This is a genomic window from Janibacter massiliensis, from assembly GCF_900289115.1.
Lineage (GTDB): Bacteria > Actinomycetota > Actinomycetes > Actinomycetales > Dermatophilaceae > Janibacter_A > Janibacter_A massiliensis.
Window position 1 is genome coordinate 2,217,641 of record NZ_LT985196.1, and the last position, 17,490, is coordinate 2,235,130.

At 73.0% G+C, this 17,490-nt stretch carries 17 protein-coding genes, 1 tRNA gene and 1 pseudogene; 3 read left to right on the forward strand and 16 right to left on the reverse strand.

Annotation, left to right across the window (positions count from 1 at the left end):
• Positions 1–140: 140 nt before the first annotated feature.
• The 3 genes from DAA34_RS10825 to DAA34_RS10835 are packed head-to-tail and all read right to left on the reverse strand — an operon-like array spanning position 141 to position 3,462.
• Positions 141–1,505, reverse strand: coding sequence for a flavin monoamine oxidase family protein (locus DAA34_RS10825; RefSeq protein WP_106819244.1), 1,365 nt, complete (start codon positions 1,503–1,505; stop codon positions 141–143).
• Entirely contained in the window at positions 1,502–2,746 is a 1,245-nt protein-coding gene (locus DAA34_RS10830) for a peptidase C69 family protein (protein ID WP_106819246.1), read from the reverse strand. Before DAA34_RS10830 ends, DAA34_RS10825 begins: the two co-directional genes overlap by 4 nt.
• Positions 2,747–2,799: 53 nt before the next feature.
• On the reverse strand, positions 2,800–3,462 hold the full coding sequence (locus DAA34_RS10835) for a hypothetical protein (RefSeq protein ID WP_106819248.1): 663 nt from the start codon (positions 3,460–3,462) through the stop codon (positions 2,800–2,802).
• A gap of 137 nt (positions 3,463–3,599) precedes the next feature.
• On the opposite strand from DAA34_RS10835, the gene DAA34_RS10840 reads away from it, so the two are divergent.
• Complete coding sequence (locus DAA34_RS10840) at positions 3,600–5,450, forward strand: glycerophosphodiester phosphodiesterase family protein (protein ID WP_106819250.1); 1,851 nt, start codon at positions 3,600–3,602, stop codon at positions 5,448–5,450.
• Between the two features lie 53 nt (positions 5,451–5,503).
• Here the strand turns inward: DAA34_RS10840 and DAA34_RS10845 are convergent, their stop codons facing one another.
• From DAA34_RS10845 to DAA34_RS10890, 10 genes and pseudogenes are all read right to left on the reverse strand, one after another.
• A complete protein-coding gene (locus DAA34_RS10845) occupies positions 5,504–5,947 on the reverse strand; it encodes an iron chaperone (RefSeq protein WP_106819252.1) in 444 nt (147 codons plus the stop codon).
• Positions 5,947–6,357, reverse strand: coding sequence for a VOC family protein (locus DAA34_RS10850; RefSeq protein ID WP_106819254.1), 411 nt, complete (start codon positions 6,355–6,357; stop codon positions 5,947–5,949). Before DAA34_RS10850 ends, DAA34_RS10845 begins: the two co-directional genes overlap by 1 nt.
• Positions 6,358–6,367: 10 nt before the next feature.
• Positions 6,368–6,817 carry a helix-turn-helix transcriptional regulator gene (locus DAA34_RS10855; protein ID WP_106819256.1) on the reverse strand — a complete coding sequence of 150 codons (450 nt, stop codon included), beginning with the start codon at positions 6,815–6,817 and terminating at the stop codon, positions 6,368–6,370.
• A gap of 73 nt (positions 6,818–6,890) precedes the next feature.
• Positions 6,891–6,963: transfer RNA gene (locus tag DAA34_RS10860), tRNA-Ala, on the reverse strand.
• Positions 6,964–7,030: 67 nt separating this feature from the next.
• On the reverse strand, positions 7,031–7,684 hold the full coding sequence (locus DAA34_RS10865) for a histidine phosphatase family protein (protein WP_106819258.1): 654 nt from the start codon (positions 7,682–7,684) through the stop codon (positions 7,031–7,033).
• A complete protein-coding gene (gene rsfS, locus DAA34_RS10870) occupies positions 7,681–8,058 on the reverse strand; it encodes a ribosome silencing factor (RefSeq protein ID WP_106819260.1) in 378 nt (125 codons plus the stop codon). Before rsfS ends, DAA34_RS10865 begins: the two co-directional genes overlap by 4 nt.
• Position 8,059: 1 nt before the next feature.
• The gene (gene nadD / locus DAA34_RS10875; protein WP_267894625.1) at positions 8,060–8,680 is read right to left on the reverse strand and encodes a nicotinate-nucleotide adenylyltransferase; all 621 of its coding nucleotides are present in this window, start codon (positions 8,678–8,680) and stop codon (positions 8,060–8,062) included.
• Positions 8,677–8,952, reverse strand: coding sequence for a hypothetical protein (locus DAA34_RS10880; protein WP_158707720.1), 276 nt, complete (start codon positions 8,950–8,952; stop codon positions 8,677–8,679). Before DAA34_RS10880 ends, nadD begins: the two co-directional genes overlap by 4 nt.
• A 532-nt stretch (positions 8,953–9,484) precedes the next feature.
• Entirely contained in the window at positions 9,485–10,768 is a 1,284-nt protein-coding gene (locus DAA34_RS10885; protein ID WP_106819266.1) for a glutamate-5-semialdehyde dehydrogenase, read from the reverse strand.
• 54 nt (positions 10,769–10,822) lie between these two features.
• Positions 10,823–11,005: pseudogene (locus DAA34_RS10890) on the reverse strand (IS481 family transposase); the annotation flags it as partial.
• A 108-nt stretch (positions 11,006–11,113) separates the two neighbouring features.
• On the opposite strand from DAA34_RS10890, the gene DAA34_RS10900 reads away from it, so the two are divergent.
• Positions 11,114–13,504 (forward strand): hypothetical protein, encoded by a 2,391-nt coding sequence (locus tag DAA34_RS10900; protein ID WP_106819268.1) that lies wholly within the window; start codon positions 11,114–11,116, stop codon positions 13,502–13,504.
• 101 nt (positions 13,505–13,605) lie between these two features.
• On the opposite strand, the gene DAA34_RS12190 is transcribed toward DAA34_RS10900, so the two are convergent.
• On the reverse strand, positions 13,606–13,794 hold the full coding sequence (locus tag DAA34_RS12190) for a hypothetical protein (RefSeq protein ID WP_158707721.1): 189 nt from the start codon (positions 13,792–13,794) through the stop codon (positions 13,606–13,608).
• Positions 13,795–13,903: 109 nt separating this feature from the next.
• On the opposite strand from DAA34_RS12190, the gene pdxY reads away from it, so the two are divergent.
• Entirely contained in the window at positions 13,904–14,758 is an 855-nt protein-coding gene (gene pdxY / locus DAA34_RS10905) for a pyridoxal kinase PdxY (protein ID WP_106819270.1), read from the forward strand.
• Between the two features lie 21 nt (positions 14,759–14,779).
• On the opposite strand, the gene proB is transcribed toward pdxY, so the two are convergent.
• The gene (gene proB / locus DAA34_RS10910) at positions 14,780–15,931 is read right to left on the reverse strand and encodes a glutamate 5-kinase (protein ID WP_106820116.1); all 1,152 of its coding nucleotides are present in this window, start codon (positions 15,929–15,931) and stop codon (positions 14,780–14,782) included.
• Entirely contained in the window at positions 15,924–17,441 is a 1,518-nt protein-coding gene (obgE, locus tag DAA34_RS10915; RefSeq protein ID WP_106819272.1) for a GTPase ObgE, read from the reverse strand. The genes proB and obgE overlap by 8 nt, the downstream gene beginning before the upstream one ends.
• Positions 17,442–17,490 lie beyond the last annotated feature (49 nt).

Genomic DNA, 17,490 nt, shown 5'->3' on the forward strand with positions numbered 1-17,490 from the left:
CGCGGGGTCCCCCCGAACCGCGACGGGTTCGACGAAGCGGGGCGCCCCGAACTGCGACGGGTTCGGCGAAGCACGACGGGTTCGAACGGGGCGGCGTTCGTCACACCCGTCGGGGTTCGCCGAACAGGCCGCGGTGACGATCAGCCGGCGGCGAGGACCTCGGCGGCCGTCGTCTCGCCGGACCGGACGGCACCCTCCATGTACCCGTTCCACACCGGGGAGCACTCCGCGCCCGCCCAGTGGATCCGCCCCACCGGGGTCCGCAGGGCGTGCCCGTAGGCGGTCCACACCCCCGGGGCGAAGTGCGCGCCGTAGCACCCGCGGGAGAACTCCTGCGCCATCCAGTCCCGCTCGACGTACTGGACCGGCGTGAGCGCCTGCGGTCCGACGTAACGCGCGAAGCACGCGAGGACCGCCTCCCGGCGCTCCTGCTCCGGACGTCGGGCCCACTCCCGACCGTCGTCGGCCTCGATGAAGCCCATGAGGATGCCCGGCGTCCCCGACGGCGGTGAGTTGTCGAAGGTGACCTTCACCGGCCCGCGGTCGCTCGCGGCCTGGCCGTTGAGCCCCGCGTCGCGCCAGAACGGGTGGTCGTAGGCGGCGTAGCACTTGATGACCGATCCGGCGGGGACGCGCTGGGTCAGCTGGTCGCGCCAGCTCGGCAGGGCCGGCGCGTACTCGAGGCGGCCGGCGAGCGTCGGCGGGAGGGTGACGACGACCCGGTCGGCCGTGACGACCGTGCCGGTGCGGGTCTCCACGCGCACCCCGGCCGTGTCGTGCTCGATCCGCCGGACCGGCTCGCCGAGCCGGACCCGGTCGCCGAGGGCGGCGGCCATGGCCTCGGCGATGCGGATGCTCCCACCGACGACCCGGTCCTGCTGGGCGCCGGCGTCGGTCGCGAGGAGCGTCTCGAGGTCGGTCCCGGAGTGGCTGTAGAAGAGGGCGTGGAGCAGCGACAGGTCCGTCGAGTCGGCCGAGAAGACCGCCTCGCACGCGATGCGGAAGTACGCCCGGCCCGACGGGGTCCGGAGGGTGCGCCGGATCCACGTCTCGAAGGTCTGCCCGTCGAGGTCGTGCGCGTCGGGGCTCTCCCACGGCCGGCGCAGGTCGACGCGCGAGCTGAGGGCGGTGAACCGGGCCAGGCCCTGCCCGAGGTCGGCGAGCGCGAACGGGCTCAGCCGAGGGACGGCGCCCTTGTGCGAGCGCATCGTCGTCCGGCGGCCCCGGAGGTCGATGACCATGCGGCCCTTGTCGTTCCACGTCCGGAAGGTCTCCAGGCCGAGGTCGGCGACGAGCTCGTACATCCGGTTCTGGCCGGGGCCGAGCCACTGGCCGCCGAGCTCGATCGGGGTGCCGTCGGCCAGGTGGCCGCCCTCGACGCGGCCCCCGACCCGGTTTCGGGCCTCGAGGACGGTGACCTCGGCACCGGACGCGAGCAGCCGGGTCGCGCACGCCAACCCCGCCAGGCCCGCGCCGATGACGACGACCGACGGCTGCGCGGTCATGCGGCAGCCCCGCTCTGCTCCGCCGGAACGGGCATCCCCGCCCGGCGGTCCCACCGGCGCCACAGGGCACGCAGCCACGCCGGGCGCCGGTCGGGGAGGTCGGCGGCGCGCAGGTCGTCCGCCCACCGGGCGTAGGCGCCGTCCGCGACCTCCCACGCGTCGACGGGGTTCGGGGGGGCGGCGAGCCAGGCGCGCTGGACCCGGTCGAGCTCGTCGCCGAACCGCGCGAGCGCGGCGCCGTGGTCCCGGATCGCCAGGCGGTGCAGCTCCTCGTGGTGCCACCACCGGTCGGCGTGGTCGTACCGGTTCCCGCTCGTGGCCGCACCGCGCGGGGGCCCGCTCGGCGCCTGGTCGGCGGTGGGGGCGGGCTCGGGGACGAAGAGGGACACGCACGGCGCGCTCGTGCCGGTGACCCAGTGGGTCGGACGGCCGCGGAGGTCGGCGATCCACGATCCGGTCGTCTGGGTGGAGGTGAGCAGGCCCCCGGCGTGGGCGCACGGGGCGGACAGCGCGCCGTTGACCGTCGACCACCGCGGAGCCGGACCGTCGTGCTCCCGCAGCGCGGTGATGACGTCGGCGACCCCGTCCGCCGTGGCGGCGCTCGCCTCGGTGCGGGCACGGCGCGCGTCGCACCCGGCGACGCGCCCCTTGACCGGGTCGGCGTGCGCCTGCGCGAAGCCGGTGATCGTCAGCCCGTTGCTGATCGACCGACCCGGCCCGGTGACCTCCTCGACGGCCGACCGGCGGCCAGCGGTCTCGACGACGAACGCGGTCGTCGGGTCGGCGACGATGAAGGAGTTGTCGTACGTGAAGCGCGGGTGCTCGTGGCTGCACGACCCGCCCTGACCGTGCCGTTCGAGGAGGGTGACGATCACCTCGACGGCGGCCGCGGCGGTGTCGGCCCTCTCAAGCGCCAGGCGGAGGAGGTCCATCCCGAGCAGCTCCGTCCCCGTCGGCTCGCCCCGGTCCGTCCGCCGGGTGAAGACCGCCTCGTTGCCGATCGTCACCCCGTGCTCGTTCGTCCCCATCTCCGCTCCCCACATCCACCAGGGTCGGGAGACAAGCAGGGCGTTCGTGCGCTCCACCTGCGGGATCGTGCTGTGGGTGCAGCGCACGGTCGAGCCCGGCTCGTGGGTGCGGGCCGGCACCCGCTCCAGGTGCTGCGACTCGTTCGGGTCGCGGTCGGAGTTCTTCCCGAAGATCATCCCGTCGGCGGTGACGGTGACGAGCGTGTCGCACATGCGCCCACCGTAGGGCCGGGACGAGCCTCGCGGAACGGGTCCGGCGGACCGTCTCACCTGTCGAGGGTGTCTCCTTCGGGGGCAAGGTCGAGGACGTGGTGGTCGCCCTCGCGGCGGAAACCGAGGCGGTCGTAGTACGCCCCGCGCATCCCCGGCGGCGTCGTCACCCGGGTCCAGCCGCGGCCGCGGAACGGTCCGTCGGGGCCCAGGACGAACTCCCCCGGCGTGCGGTCGCGGAACCGCGGGGTGACGTAGTCGAGCCGGATGCGGGCCTGCCCGTCGCCGCGGTCCTCGACGAGGACGACCCCGACGGTCTCGTCGCCGAGGAGGACGAGGTACGCCTCGTCGCCCGCCCCGAACGCGGCCCCAGGGTCGAAGCCGGGGTTGAACCGGGCGATGTCCGCGGCCCGCGTGGTGAGGACGTGCCGCAGGTAGGCGTCGTCGGGGGCCACCCGCAGGACCTCGTACCGCTGCGCGTCGTGGCGTTCCCGCACCGACCGGGACAGCTGGACCACGTTGATGACGGCGAGGACGACGTTGAGGCCCACCATCGGCCACACGTGCGCCAGCCCGTTGTAGGCGATGAGCACGAGGCACCCGACCAGGTTGATGACCCGCAGCCGGAGCAGCTGGGTCTGCAGGAGCGAGACGACGAGGATCGCCGACCCGACCCAGCCGAGCGCCTCGAGCGCGGCGGTAGACAGATGCCAAGGCATCCCCCCAGCCTGCCTCACCCGCCGTCGTCATCGCCCGTTCGCCGAGCGCGTGCACTCCCGTCACCCGGAGTTCGCCCACGTCGGCGCCAGCGGCCCTAGCGTCGAGCCGCCCCTCCCCCTGACCGAACGGACCCCCCGTGAAGCGCCCTCAGACCCTCCGCCCGCTCGGCGTGACCGTCGCCGTCGCCGTCGTCGCGGCCCTCGTCCCCGCCTTCTCCAGCCCGGCACCCGCCACCAGCGCCCCCGGCGACGTCGTCCTGCGTGAGTCCTTCGACTCCGGCACGATGCCCGCCGGGTTCACCCCGGTCAGCGGGTCCTGGACCGTCCGCGACGGACGCCTCGTCGTCGAGGGCGGGTCGATCTCCCGGCTGACGTTCGGCCCGCACCTGGAGAACTACCGCGTCGATGCGACGGTGCGCTTCGAGAAGGTCGCGAACAGCGGCCGCTGGACCGGCATCATGGTCGACACGCCCAAGGACGGGCAGGTCCCGTGGTGGCAGGCCGTGATGCGGTCGCAGAGCACCGCGAGCAACGGCATCGAGATCGCCACCCGGACGAGCAAGAACGCGTGGAACGTCCCGTTCACCGCCTCGGCCCCCACCGACGCCGGCACCGGGCGCGACGTCCGTGTCTCGATCGAGGTCCAGCGCGACCACGTCACGTGGTCCTACGACGGCACGAAGGTGCTCGAGGGCGACATCGAGCGGACGAGTAAGGGCGTCCTCGGGCTCGTCGCCGACGGTGCGACGGTCTCCTTCGACGACATCACGGTCACCGAGATCGCCCCGAAGCCGCTCGTGCGGGGTGACGGCGAGCTTCCGGTGACGATCGGCCACCGCGGGTACAGCCAGGTCAACCCGGAGAACTCCCTCGCGGCGATGGCGGCGAGCCAGAAGTCGGGAGCGGAGTACATCGAGACCGACGTGCACACCTCTGCCGACGGCGTGCCGATGATCATGCACGACCAGACGGTGAGCAGGACGACGAACGGCACCGGTGACGTCGCGACCCTCGACGGCTCCTTCATCGCCGCGCTGAGGAACGGCTCGTGGTTCTCGCCGGCGTTCGCCGACCAGGAGGTCCCGACCCTCGCCGAGTTCCTCGACACGTTCGCGGTCGGTCGGGGCAAGCTCCTGCTCGAGATCAAGGGGCCGGAGACCGACGCCGAGGTCGCCCGGATCTGCCGCCTGATCCGTGACCGGCGGTTGACCGACCGCGTGGTCATCCAGTCGTTCGACGTCAACGTCCTCCGCTCCGCACGCGCCCACGCGCCGGAGATCAAGCGGGGCCTGCTGCGCGGCAGCCTCGACGCCGACCCGGTGGCGACCAGCAAGGACCTCGACGTCGTCGCGTACAACCCCTCCTTCGGCGCCCTGCAGACGCGACCCAGCATCGTCGCCGACCTCCACGCCGCCGGAATCGCCGTCATGCCGTGGACGATCGACTCGCCGAAGGACTGGGCGACCCTGGTCGCGCAGGACGTCGACGGCGTCATCACGAACCGTCCCGGCGCGTTCATCGGCTGGAAGTCGGCGATCGAGGCACAGCCGACCCCGGCGGCGCCGACCGTGACGGTCGTCGCTCCGAAGGATGGTGCCACGGTCGAGCGCGGTGACCTGCTCGCGATCGCCGTGACGACGACCGACGCGACGAGCACGACGATCACCCTCGACGGGAAGAGCGTCGAGAACGGCGCCGCGATCGACACGGCAACCCTCTCCTACGGCACGCACACCGTCGCGGCCGGGGTCGACGGCCCGGGCGGCACGGCGGGTGCGTCGTCGACGTTCCGCGTGGTCACCACGGTCGCCGGGTTCAGAGGCCGGGTCGCCCGGTCCGGCCTCTCGCCGCAGGAGACGATGCAGATCCTGCGTGACGTCGACGCGCAGCGCTGGGACAAGGTGCGTCGCACGATCGAGCGCAGCGACCTGAGCACCGCCGAGCGCGTGGCCCTCGTCGAGGAGCTGGAGCAGCTCGACCGCCGCTGAACCGAGTGCCGGGGGTCCCGCCGATCTGGCGGGACCCCTCGCCCGTCGCGGGATCAGTCGTCCGCCAGACCGCAGGCGCGGGTGACGAGGGCCTCGATGCGCTGCTCGACGTCGGTGTCGATGCTCGTCACAGCGTAGGCGCTCGGCCACATCGAGCCGTCGTCGAGCCGCGCGACGTCGTTGAAGCCGAGGGTGCAGTACCGGGTGCCGAACTTGCCGCGGACCTGGAGGAAGAGGACGACCTTGCCGTCGGCGTCCGCGTACGCGGGCATCCCGTACCAGGTCTTCGGCGCGAGGTCCGGCGCCGTGCGGGTGACGATCGCGTGGACACGCTCGGCGACGGCCTTGTCCTCGGGGTCCATCCCGGCGATCGCGTCGAGGCAGGCGACCTCGTCCTTGGCCTTCCGGCTGCCCTTCCTCCCGCTCGAGGCCTCGGCCTTGAGCTCCTCGGCGCGGGCGGCCATCGCCTCCCGCTCGGCCTTGGTGAACCCGGGCATCAGGCGTCCCGCTGGACGAGGCGGACGAGGTTGCCGGACGGGTCACGGAAGGCCGCGTCGCGGTTGCCCCACTGCTGGTCGGTCGGCTCCTGGACGACCTCGGCGCCGGACTCGACGATGCGGGCGAACGCCCCCTCGAGGTCGGGGGTCACGAGGTTGATGCCGAAATAGCTGCCCTTCGTCACGAGCTCGGTGAGGACGCGACGCTCGTCGTCGGTGACGCCCGGCGTGACGCCCGGCGGGTGGAGGACGATCGCGGTGTCCTGACCCGTGGGGCCGACGGTGATCCACCGCATCGTCCCCTCGCCGACGTCGAGCCGGACCTCGAAGCCGAGGACGTCGCGGTAGAAGGCGAGGGACGCCTCGGGGTCGGTGGTCGGCAGGAAGCTCTGGAAGATCGTGATGTCCATGCCGACGACGTTACGGAGCCAGCGGCGGCGGCACTTCTCGATTCCGGACAGGCTTCGTCACGGTCCGCGCGAGGCACGGGGTGAGCCCGGCGAGGTTCCGGCGCGCCCGTTCCCGGTACTGCGTCGGCGTCATCCCGACGAGCTCACCGAACCGGGTCGTGAAGGAGCCGAGCGAGGACGCACCGACGAGCAGGCAGATGTCGGTCACGCTGCGGTCCGTCTCCCGGAGCAGGGCCATCGCCCGCTCGACCCGGCGCGTCATGAGGTACCCGTACGGCGTCTCGTCGTAGGCCTTCGTGAACTCGCGCGTGAGGTGTCGGGCCGACAGGTGCGCCCCGGCTGCGAGCTCCTCGACGTCGAGCGGCTGGGCGTAGTCGCGGTCGATCCGGTCGCGCACGGCCCGCAGCCGCCGCAGCAGCGCCGCCCGGTCCGGATAGCTCGCGCCCATCGTCGTGATCATCGCACTCACCCTCGCAACGACGAAGCCCCTCCGGGAACGGGAGGGGCTTCGAGGACCATCACGGTGCGGGCGGTGGAGCTGAGGGGATTCGAACCCCTGACCCCCTCCATGCCATGGAGGTGCGCTACCAACTGCGCTACAGCCCCGAGTGGGTGGGCCCCCTCGCGGGGACTGCGTAACTCTACCCACGGGCGAGGGTGCTCGCCAAATCGGTCAGGACGCGACGTTCCACGCCTCGATCCGCCAGCCGCCGGGCCGTTCCCCGACCTCCGCCCAGTGGCAGTTCTCCAGCGACCCCAGCGCCAGCCAGGCCGTGCGCGCGTCGATGCCGGCGAGCTCGGCCGCCACGGTCCGCCCCGACACCCCGTGGGCGACGACCAGGGCCGTCCCCCCGGCCGGCAGCGCCGCGAGGACCTCCTGCGCCGCCGGAAGCACCCGGTCCGCCACGTCGGCCAGCGACTCGCCCGTCACCCCGCGCCGGAAGTCCTCGCCGGTGCGCATCCTCTCCATGTCCTGCGGGTAGGCCCGAGCAACCTCGGCGACCGTGCGCCCGGCCCACTCCCCCACGTGGATCTCGCGGAACCGCCGGTCCAGCCGGACCTCCAGCCCGAGCACGTCGGCGATGGTCCGCGCGGTGTCGGCGGCCCGCCGCAGGTCGGAGGCGACGACGACGTCGATCCCCCGCCCGCCGAGCGCCCGCGCCGCCGCCGCGGCCTGCTCCCGCCCGAGGTCGGACAGGTCGGTGTCGATCTGCCCCTGCCAGATCCCCCCGGCGTTGTGGGTCGTCTGGCCGTGCCGCAGGACGAGCAACCGCCGGGGCCGCTCGAGCCCGGTGACCTGTGCCGTCGCCGACGAGCTCCCGCTCACGTCTGGTCGCTGCCCTTGACGCCCAGGTCGATCTCCGGGCAGTCGCGCCACAGCCGGGCGAGCTCGTAGTACTCGCGCTCCTCGTCGTGCTGGACGTGGACGACGACGTCGCCGAAGTCGAGGAGCACCCAGCGACCCTCGCGCTGGCCCTCGCGCCGGATCGTCTTGACGCCGTGCTCCTCGCGCAGCCGGTCCTCGATCTCGTCGACGACGGCGCCGACCTGCCGCTCGGTGCTCGCGGAGACGATGAGGAAGACGTCGGTCAGCGGCAGGTGGCCGGAGACGTCGATCCCCGTGATCGTCGTCGCGATCTTGTCGGAGGCCGCCTCGGCAGCGGTCGTGGCCAGCTCGATGGCGCGGTCGGTCGCGGGCACGTCAGTCCTGCTTCCCCGGGCTGGCACCGGTCGCCCGGTACAGCCCGTGCTTGGCGATGTACTGCACGACCCCGTCGGGCACGAGGTACCAGACGGGCTCGTCGGCGGCGACACGCGCGCGGCAGTCGGTCGAGCTGATCGCCATCGCGGGCACCTCCTGGAGAGTCACCCGGTCGTCGGGCAGCCCCTTGTCCGACAGGACGTGACCAGGGCGCGTCACGCCGATGAAGTGCGCGAGCTCGAACATCTCGTCCGCGTCCTTCCACGACAGGATCTTCGCGAGAGCGTCGGCGCCGGTGATGAAGAACAGCTCCGCCTCGGGCCGCTTCGTGTGCAGATCACGCAGGGTGTCGATCGTGTACGTCGGACCCCCGCGGTCGATGTCGACGCGGCTGACAGTGAACCGCGGGTTGCTTGCGGTCGCGACGACGGTCATGAGGTACCGGTGCTCGGCGGGCGAGACGCGCTGCGCGTCCTTCTGGTACGGCCGGCCCGTGGGGACGAAGACGACCTCGTTGAGGTCGAACCGCGCCGCGGCCTCGCTGGCGGCGACGAGGTGCCCGTGGTGGATCGGGTCGAAGGTGCCACCCATGACCCCGATGCGGGTGGCGGGCGTGCTCAGTGCCGGGCCCCGTGCCCGGGGTTCACGGGACCGTCGAGCGACGGGTCCGCGGGGTGGTCCTCCGTCCCACCGAGCTTGGCCGCGGTGTGGCGGAACGACCACACGGCGGCGAGGCCCAGCGCGAACAGGACGACGGCGAGGAGCCCGAAGCCCCAGTCCGGCATCGGCAGCTCCTTGTGGTGCAGCTGCGGCACGAGTGCGTCCTCGTCGGTCTCGAGCACGAGGCGGGTGAGGGCCATCGAGACGTCCTGGGCCACGGAAAGCATCGTCATGGGGCGCAAGCCTACCGGCCGGGCCCGGGTGTCCGGGATGTGGTCACCCCGGACCACGTCGTCCACGGGCCCCACCCACAGGGGTGTGGACAACCCCGGCGGACCGGGCCGTTTCCTGTGGACGAACGGACGACGGCCGACCGTTCGTCGCAACCGCCGAGCGGGTCGGTGAAGCGACTTGCGACACGCCGTTACCGGGACGTAGGAAAGACCTCAAGCCTCGTCGCGGGCCGGACCAGCGGTCGGGAGATCCCGGCCGCCCCGCGCGCTCGACGAGAGGACCGGAGGGATAACGACGACTCCTGCCCCTTCACGAAGGGGTGCTCGCCCGAGCCCGCTCGGGTGGAGGCCGCGGGCGGCGCCGCGGTGAGGCGGCGTGGCCGGCCGGTCCGAGTGGGAACCGACCCCGGTCGGTACCGCCGCCGCGCGGGGCCGCAAGGCATCCCCTCACCGAGGCGAGGGCCTCACGGAGTCATCCGTGAGGCCCTCGCGCCGTTCGACCGCCCGTGCCCGGCTCGCCGCCGGGGCGCCCTCATCGGGTCTGGCCGTCGCCCTCGACGATCCACTTCGTGCTCGTCAGCTCCGGCAGGGCCATCGGGCCGCGGGCGTGGAGCTTCTGGGTCGAGATGCCGATCTCCGCGCCGAACCCGAACTCGCCGCCGTCGGTGAACCGGCTCGAGGCGTTGACGACGACCGCTGCCGCGTCGACCTCGTTCGTCCAGCGCCGGGCCGCCGCCCGGTCCTCGGTGACGATGACCTCGGTGTGCGCGGTGCCGTGCCGGCGCACGTGCTCGACGGCGCCGTCGAGGCTGGGCACGGTGACGACCGACATGACGAGCGCGTTCCACTCGGTGTCGACGTCGCCCTCCTCGAGCGGGACGGTGGCCACCCCCGCCCGGGCGGCGACCCCCGCGGCGCGCTCGTCGGCGTGCAGCTCGACCCCGGCGTCGGCCAGCTCGGCGAGGATGTCCGGCAGGAGCGTGCCGGCGACGTCCTCGTGGACGAGCAGCGTCTCGGCCGCGTTGCACACGCTCGGCCGGTGGGTCTTGGAGTTGAGGGCGATCGACCGGGCCTTCTGCGCGTCCGCGCCCTCGTCGAGGTAGACGTGGCAGACCCCTGCGCCGGTCTCGATGACGGGCACGGTCGACTCGGAGACGACCTGCTGGATCAGGCCCGCTCCCCCGCGCGGGATGAGCAGGTCGACGTAGCCGCGGGCACGCATCAGGGCCGTCGCGGCCTCCCGACCGCCCTCGAGCAGCTGGACCGCGTCCTCCGGCAGCCCCTCCGCGGCGAGCGCGCCCCGGATCGCGCCGACGAGCGCCCGGTTGGAGGACTCGGCCGCCGAGCCCCCGCGGAGGATGACGGCGTTCCCGGACTTCAGCGCGAGGGCCGCGGCATCGACGGTGACGTTCGGCCGCGCCTCGTAGATCATCCCGACGACGCCCATCGGCACCCGGACCTCCCGGATCTGGAGGCCGTTGGCGAGCGTCGAGCCGCGGACGACCTCCCCGACCGGGTCGGGCAGCGCCGCGACGTCGCGGACGGCCTGGGCGATCGCCCGGATACGTCCCTCGTCGAGCGCGAGCCGGTCGAGCAGCCCCTGCGCCATCCCGCCCGAGCGCCCCCGCTCGAGGTCCTCCGCGTTCGCCGCGACGATCGGCTCGACCGCCGCGTCGAGCGCGTCGGCGATGGCCCGCAGCGCGGTGTCCTTCGCGGCGCGCGGCAGCTGGGCGAGGACGTGCGAGGCGGCGCGGGAGCGGGTCGCGAGCTCCCGCACGAGGGAGTCGGCGTCGGAGTGCTGGGCGATGTCGGACATGGCCGAAGCCTAGGTGTACCCGGCAGAGACGTTCATGACAGACGGCTGGTCGGGGTCGGTGATGACCTGCTCGATCCGCGTGATGCCGTGCGCGGCGAAGTACTGACCGGCGCGGGCCAGGAACGCCGCGCAGGTCGTGCCCTTCTCGTCGGGGTGGATCTCGCTGTAGGCCAGGCGGGAATGGTCATCGACGGCTGAGTGCACGTAGTCGTAACCGATCCGGGCCCGACGGTTCCTGGCGGCNCTCGTCGTCACGCACGACCCGCGGGTGGCCGGCGCGGCCGACCGGGTGCTGCACATGGAGGACGGCCGGTTCGTCGAGCAGCCCTCGGCGTGGGGACAGTGGTGATCGGGCCCCTGTCCCGCAGCGGTCCGGTGCTGCGCGCGTTCACCCGGAGTGCGGCGCTGCGTCGGAGCGTCGGCCTCGTCGGCGTGGTCGTCGCGCTGCTCGCCTTCACGTTCACGTTCAGCATGGCGTTCACCAAGTCGGCCGATCAGCGCGTCGCGTGGGACCTCGGTAAGGCGGAGGCGTCCGCCCGGGGATGGAGGTCAGTCGACATCGGGCACGGCCCGACCGCCGCCGAGGCACGGGCGCTGAGCACGCGGCGCGCCTACGGGTGGCTCGGCCTGGAGGGGCTGTTCGACGACAGTGCGGGCGACCCCGTCGCCTACCAGGAGGGGCCGTGGGCGGACCGCCCGTTCCCGCAGCGAGACACCCTGGTCGAGGGGCGCTGGCCGACCCGGCCGGGTGAGGTCGCCGCAGCAACGGGCCTCGGGGTCGGCCCCGGCGACCGGTTCGTCCTCGACAACAAGCTCGTCACCTTCCGCGTCGTCGGCGTCGTGCGTAACGCCTCCGCTCTCGACGCCCGCACCCTGTACGCCGCACCGGGCACGTGGGCCTCCTACGACCCGGCGATCATCCAGCGGTACCCCTCGATGAGCACCTCCACCGTGGCGTACTGGCGCGGGGGAGGGAACCCGCAGCAGACGGCTGCGGCGATCACCGGGGACGGACCCGACGACACCGACATGATGGTGACCACTCGGGAGGAGATGACCAGCAGCCACCAGTCGAGCATGCTGCTGAAGAAGCCGCTGCTCTACCGCGGACCATCAACGCTGCTCCTCATCGGGGTCGGGTCCCTGCTCGCACTGTTCAGCGGCCGCTGGGTGCGGGCGAACGCGCCGACGCTCCGGGCGGTCGGGGTCCCCCGCTCGACCGTCACGACGGCCACCGTGACGGCCAACGCAGCGGCTGCGGTCGTGGTGAGTCTGGCCGCTGCGCTCGTCGGTTACGTCCTCGGTCTGGCTGCCAGACCCCTCGCGTTGCAAGCCACATCTCGCGAACCGCCACCCATCTCCGTTCCGCTGGCAGAGATCCTCGTCCTCGTCCTCGTCCCCGTCCTCTCGGCAGCCCTGGTCGGGGTGTGGACCGCACGGCCACCGACCACCTCACCCAGGACGAACCAGTACCGAGGACGGCTCCTCACAGTCGCGCGGCGCGCCCTTGTCGTCGCGCTGCTGTGCGCGGCGATCCTCCTCGTCGCGCCCGCCGGCACCAGCACGAACTCTTTGTCGATTCTCGTCCTCGCCCTCGCACTCGCGTGGGCGTTGCTCCTTCCCGATGTCTTGGCCGCAGGAGCTCGAGTGCTGGCCATGGCCGGTCCCTCGGCGGACCTCGCCGCCCGCAAGATCCGCACCCAGGGCGGGCTCGTCTCCTCCGTCGCCCTGGCGCTGTGTTCCGCCTCCATCATCGTCCTGAGCCTTGCGACCTCCCTCTCCTCCGAACAGGCATACTCCGCAGCGCACCTGGTCACGGACATCCCCCGCGACCGCGTCATCCTGACCGCCAACGGCGCGGCCCTGCCACGCCAGATCCGCACCGACTTCGAGAAGGCGTCCGGCCTCACCGACCCGGTGGCCACCACCAACGTCGGCATGAGCACCCGCGACGGCGGCGGCTCGCTGACGACGGTAAGAACCGTCACCGACGTCGAACGCCTCCTCGGCCACCGCCTCGGCGACCGCCAACGCACCGTCCTCGAGACCGGCGGAGTCCTCCTCCAGAGCGAAGGCCCGGCCACCTTCCGCGTCGATCCCGATGGCCGGACCTGGAAACCCCCGGCGGCGGCGACGGTTGAGATGGACCCTGGATGGACCAACCTCATGGTCGGCCTCACCCTCGACCGGAACCTTCCCAGCCACCCAGCCAACCCGTCGGCCCTCGTCTACGCCGCAGCCACTTCCGCAGACATGCAACGGGCGAAGAACGCCCCGACAGCCGGCGGGTTCGACGCTCAGTACGTCACTACCCCGTACACGCCCCCACCGCTCCAGCTCCCGCTATGGCTGACCGGTGCATCGTGGCTCTTCGCTGTCGCCGTCGGCGCGATGGCCTGGGTCGTCGCGCGCCGCATCTCCGCCGACCTCGCCACCATCGCCACCGGCCTCCGCGCCGTCGGCATCCCCGCCTCGTACACCCGCTGCGTCGCCACGGCCTATATCTCCTACCCCCTCATCACCGCGGTCGGATGGTCCGTCCTCGGAGCAGTAGTCGCCGTGGCCATCCCAACCGCCTTCGTACCTGACGCCCACCTCGTTCTTTCCATCCCGTGGCTGTTGGTCGGCTCGGTACTCATCGCCTGCATCGTCTCCGTTGGCATCGCCACGAACCTGGTGCTGTACCGACAACGCCGGCCATCACCGCCGGCCCGCCTCACGCGCCCGGCCGGCTGATCGCATATACAGCGCGACGACGGCTGGACTCCTATGAATCGGCGTCCGGGGACCACGGTGAGTCAAGCGGCCGGAACGGCGATGTCTGACGACGTGCCCCCTCACCGGCCGCGCTCGACGCCGCGGCTGCGCTGGCGCGACCGCTTCGCGGCCTTGGCCTTCGACGGCTCCTGCCGTACCGCGTCACGCGCGGGGCGGGCCTGACCCACGTCGGCGGCCACCCGCGCGCGCGGCGTCCCCGTCGCCGCCACCGCCCGACGACGGGACTCCAACGGCTTGGCTGCAGGCATCTTCCAGACTCCTCTCCGAGACGATCATCGCCCCAGCTCAGGTGTCCGGGAAAGCGGGTCAGGCTCCAGTGTCACCAACCTCTCTGCCGGGTACACCTAGGATGCCCCGGTGACGACGATCCTCTCCATCCAGTCCGCGGTCGCCTACGGCCACGTCGGGAACTCGGCCGCCGTCTTCCCCATGCAGCGTCTGGGCGTCGAGGTCTGGCCGGTGAGCACGGTGCTCTTCAGCAACCACACCGGCTACGGCCAGTGGCGCGGGCCGCTCGTGGCGCCGTCCGACGTGCGGGAGGTCGTCACCGGCGTCGAGGAGCGCGGGGCGCTGGCAGAGGTCGACGCCGTCCTGTCCGGCTACCAGGGCGGGGAGGAGATCGGCGCGGCGATCCTCGACGCGGTCGCCCGGACGAAGGCCGCCAACCCCGAGGCGATCTACGCGTGCGACCCCGTGATGGGCAACGCGAAGTCCGGCTGCTTCGTCCACCCCGCGATCCCCGTCCTGCTGCGGGACGAGGTCGTCCCGCAGGCCGACCTCATCACTCCCAACCAGTTCGAGCTCGGCTTCCTCACCGAGACCGAGCCGGCGGACCTCGGCTCGACGCTCGCCGCGGTCGACCGCGCCCGCGAGATGGGGCCGTCCACGGTGCTCGTCACGAGCGTCCTGCGGCCGGACCGCCCGAGCGACACCATCGAGATGCTCGCCTGCCACGAGGACGAGGCGTGGATCGTCCGCACCCCGCACCTGCCCCTGAAGGCGAACGGGTCGGGCGACGTGACCGCAGCCCTCTTCACGACGCACTGGCTGCGGACGGGCGACCTGCGCGTGTCCCTGGAGCGCACCGTGTCCTCCGTGTTCGCGCTGCTGCAGGCGACGCTCGACTCCGGCCGCCGTGAGCTGCAGCTCGTCCAGACCCAGGACGCGTTCGCCGACCCGGCCTGCGAGTTCACCGCCCAGCGCGTGCGCTGAGCACGCCGGTCTGCGCCGCGGTCAGGGGCGGTCGGTGGTGAGCACGAGGTGGTCGCGGTGGATGACCTCACGCTCGTACTCGGGGCCCAGGTCGGCCGCGAGCTCCTTGGTCGAGCGGCCCAGGAGCTTCGGCAGCTCCGCCGAGGAGTAGGCGACGAGCCCGCGGGCGACGACCGAGCCGTCCGGTGCGCACACGTCGACCGCGTCCCCCTCGAGGAAGGTCCCGCTCACCCCGACGACCCCCGCCGGAAGCAACGACCGGCCCTTCGTCGTGAGCGCCCGCACCGCGCCGTCGTCGACCGTGAGACGTCCCTTCGCGGCGGTCGCGTGCCGCAGCCACAGAGTCCTCGACCGGGCCGCCTTGCGCTGGCGCGGGGGGAGGAAGACGGTGCCGACGTCCTCCCCCGCCAGCGCGGCAGCGACGGTCGGGGCGGAGGTGAGCACCGCGGGGATCCCGGCGGCGTTGGCGATCGTCGCCGCCTCCACCTTCGTCGCCATGCCGCCGGAGCCGACGGACGAGCCGGTTCCACCGATCTCGATCTGCTCGAGGATCGCCGGGTCGTCGACGAGGTCGATCCGTCGCGCGCCCGGGCGGCCGGGCCTGTCGGTGTACAGCCCGTCGACGTCGGTGAGCAGGACGAGGGCGTCGGCGCGGATGAGGTGGGCGACGAGCGCGGCGAGGCGGTCGTTGTCGCCGAAGCGGATCTCCTGGGTGGCGACGGTGTCGTTCTCGTTCACGACGGGCACCACCCCCAGCCGCAGCAGCTCGTCGAGCGTGCGGCGGGCGTTCGTGTAGTGCCCGCGGCGGGTGACGTCGTCGATCGTCAGGAGCACCTGCCCGACGGTGAGCCCGTGGGCACCGAAGGCCTGCTGGTACGCGGCGACGAGCGCCCCCTGCCCGACGGCCGCCGCCGCCTGCTGGAGCGCGAGGGCGCGGGGCCGGCGCGAGAGGCCGAGCGGCCCCAGACCCGCTGCGATCGCCCCGGAGGAGACGAGGACGACCTGCGACCCGGCCAGGCGCCGGTGGGCCAGGACATCGACGAGACCCCGCAACCGGTCCAGGTCGAGGGCGCCACCGTTTGCCCCGGCCAGCGACGACGAGCCGACCTTGACGACGACCCGCCGGGCGTCGCGCACCCGCGAGCGCCCGTCCCGGCCCGCGGCCTCAGTCATCGTCCTCACGCCACACGCCGGCCCGCCGCTCATGGGCGAGCTCCTCGCGGGCGGCGGTCTGGGCGTCCTTGCGGGCGTGGAACTCCTCGCGCCGCTGCGCGCTCGTCCGGCGGCCGCCGGCCTCCTCGAGCCGCAGGTCGGTCCCGCGGGCGCCGAGCAGCTCCGCCCCGGAGACCAGGGTGGGCTCCCAGTCGAAGACGACCGCGTCGTCGGCATCGCCGATGAGGACGGTCGACCCGGCGACCGCCCCGGCCTTGACGAGGGCCTCCTCGACCCCGGCGCGGGCGAGCCGGTCCGCGAGGTAGCCGACGGCCTCGTCGTTGCTGAAGTCGGTCTGCCGCACCCAACGCGTCGGCCGCTCGCCGATGACGCGATAAGCCTCGCCCTCGGGCGTGCTCTCCCGGCGCACGTGGAAGCCCGCGTCGTCGACCGCCCGCGGGCGCAGGACGACCCGCTGCGGGGCGTGGTCGACCTGCGCCATCTCCGCGCGGTGCGCCACGACGTGCCGGGCCAGGGCGAAGGTGAGCTCCTTGAGGCCCGAGTGCGCCACCGCAGAGACGACGTGCACCTCGAGCCCGCGCTCCTCGAGGTCGGGACGCACCATCTCGGCGAGCTCGCGCGCCTCGGGCACGTCGGCCTTGTTGAGGACGACGATCCGGGTCCGGTCCGACAGCGGCTTGCCCCCGAGGGTGTCGTCGGCGACGTACTCGCTCAGCTCGTGCTCGATGACCTCGAGGTCGGTCATCGGGTCGCGGCCGGGCTCGAGGGTGGCGCAGTCGATGACGTGGACGAGCACCGAGCACCGCTCGACGTGCCGGAGGAACTCCAGACCGAGCCCGCGTCCCTCGTGCGCCCCGGGGATGAGCCCGGGGACGTCGGCGACGGTGAAGCGCTCGGAGCCCGCGGTGACGACACCGAGGTTCGGCACGAGCGTCGTGAACGGGTAGTCGGCGATCTTCGGACGCGCCGCTGAGAGGACGGACACGAGCGAGGACTTGCCCGCGCTGGGGAAGCCGATGAGCGCGACGTCGGCGAGCGACTTCAGCTCGAGGACGACGTCGAGGGCCTCCCCCGGCTCACCGAGCAGCGCGAAGCCCGGGGCCTTGCGGCGCGGGCTCGCGAGCGCCTTGTTGCCCAGCCCGCCGCGGCCGCCGCGCGCGACGACGAGCCGCGCGTCGTCCTCGACGAGGTCGGCGAGGATCCGCCCGTCGCGGGTGCGCACCACCGTCCCGGCAGGGACCGGCAGGATCAGGTCCTCGCCGTTCGCGCCGTGCCGCTCGTCCCCGGCGCCGGGCGCGCCGTTGCCTGCCCGGCGGTGCGGGCTGCGGTGGTAGTCGAGCAGCGTCGTGCTCTGGGGGTCCACGGCCAGGACGACGTCGCCGCCGTGCCCGCCGTTGCCACCGTCGGGGCCGCCGAGCGGCTTGAACTTCTCCCGGTGGACGGAGGCGACGCCGTGCCCACCGTTCCCGGCGGTCACGTGCAGGACGACTCGGTCGACGAAGGTCGTCACGTCGGTCTCCTCGAGGGTCAGGGGTGGGTCGGGCGCGGTACGCGTCGAG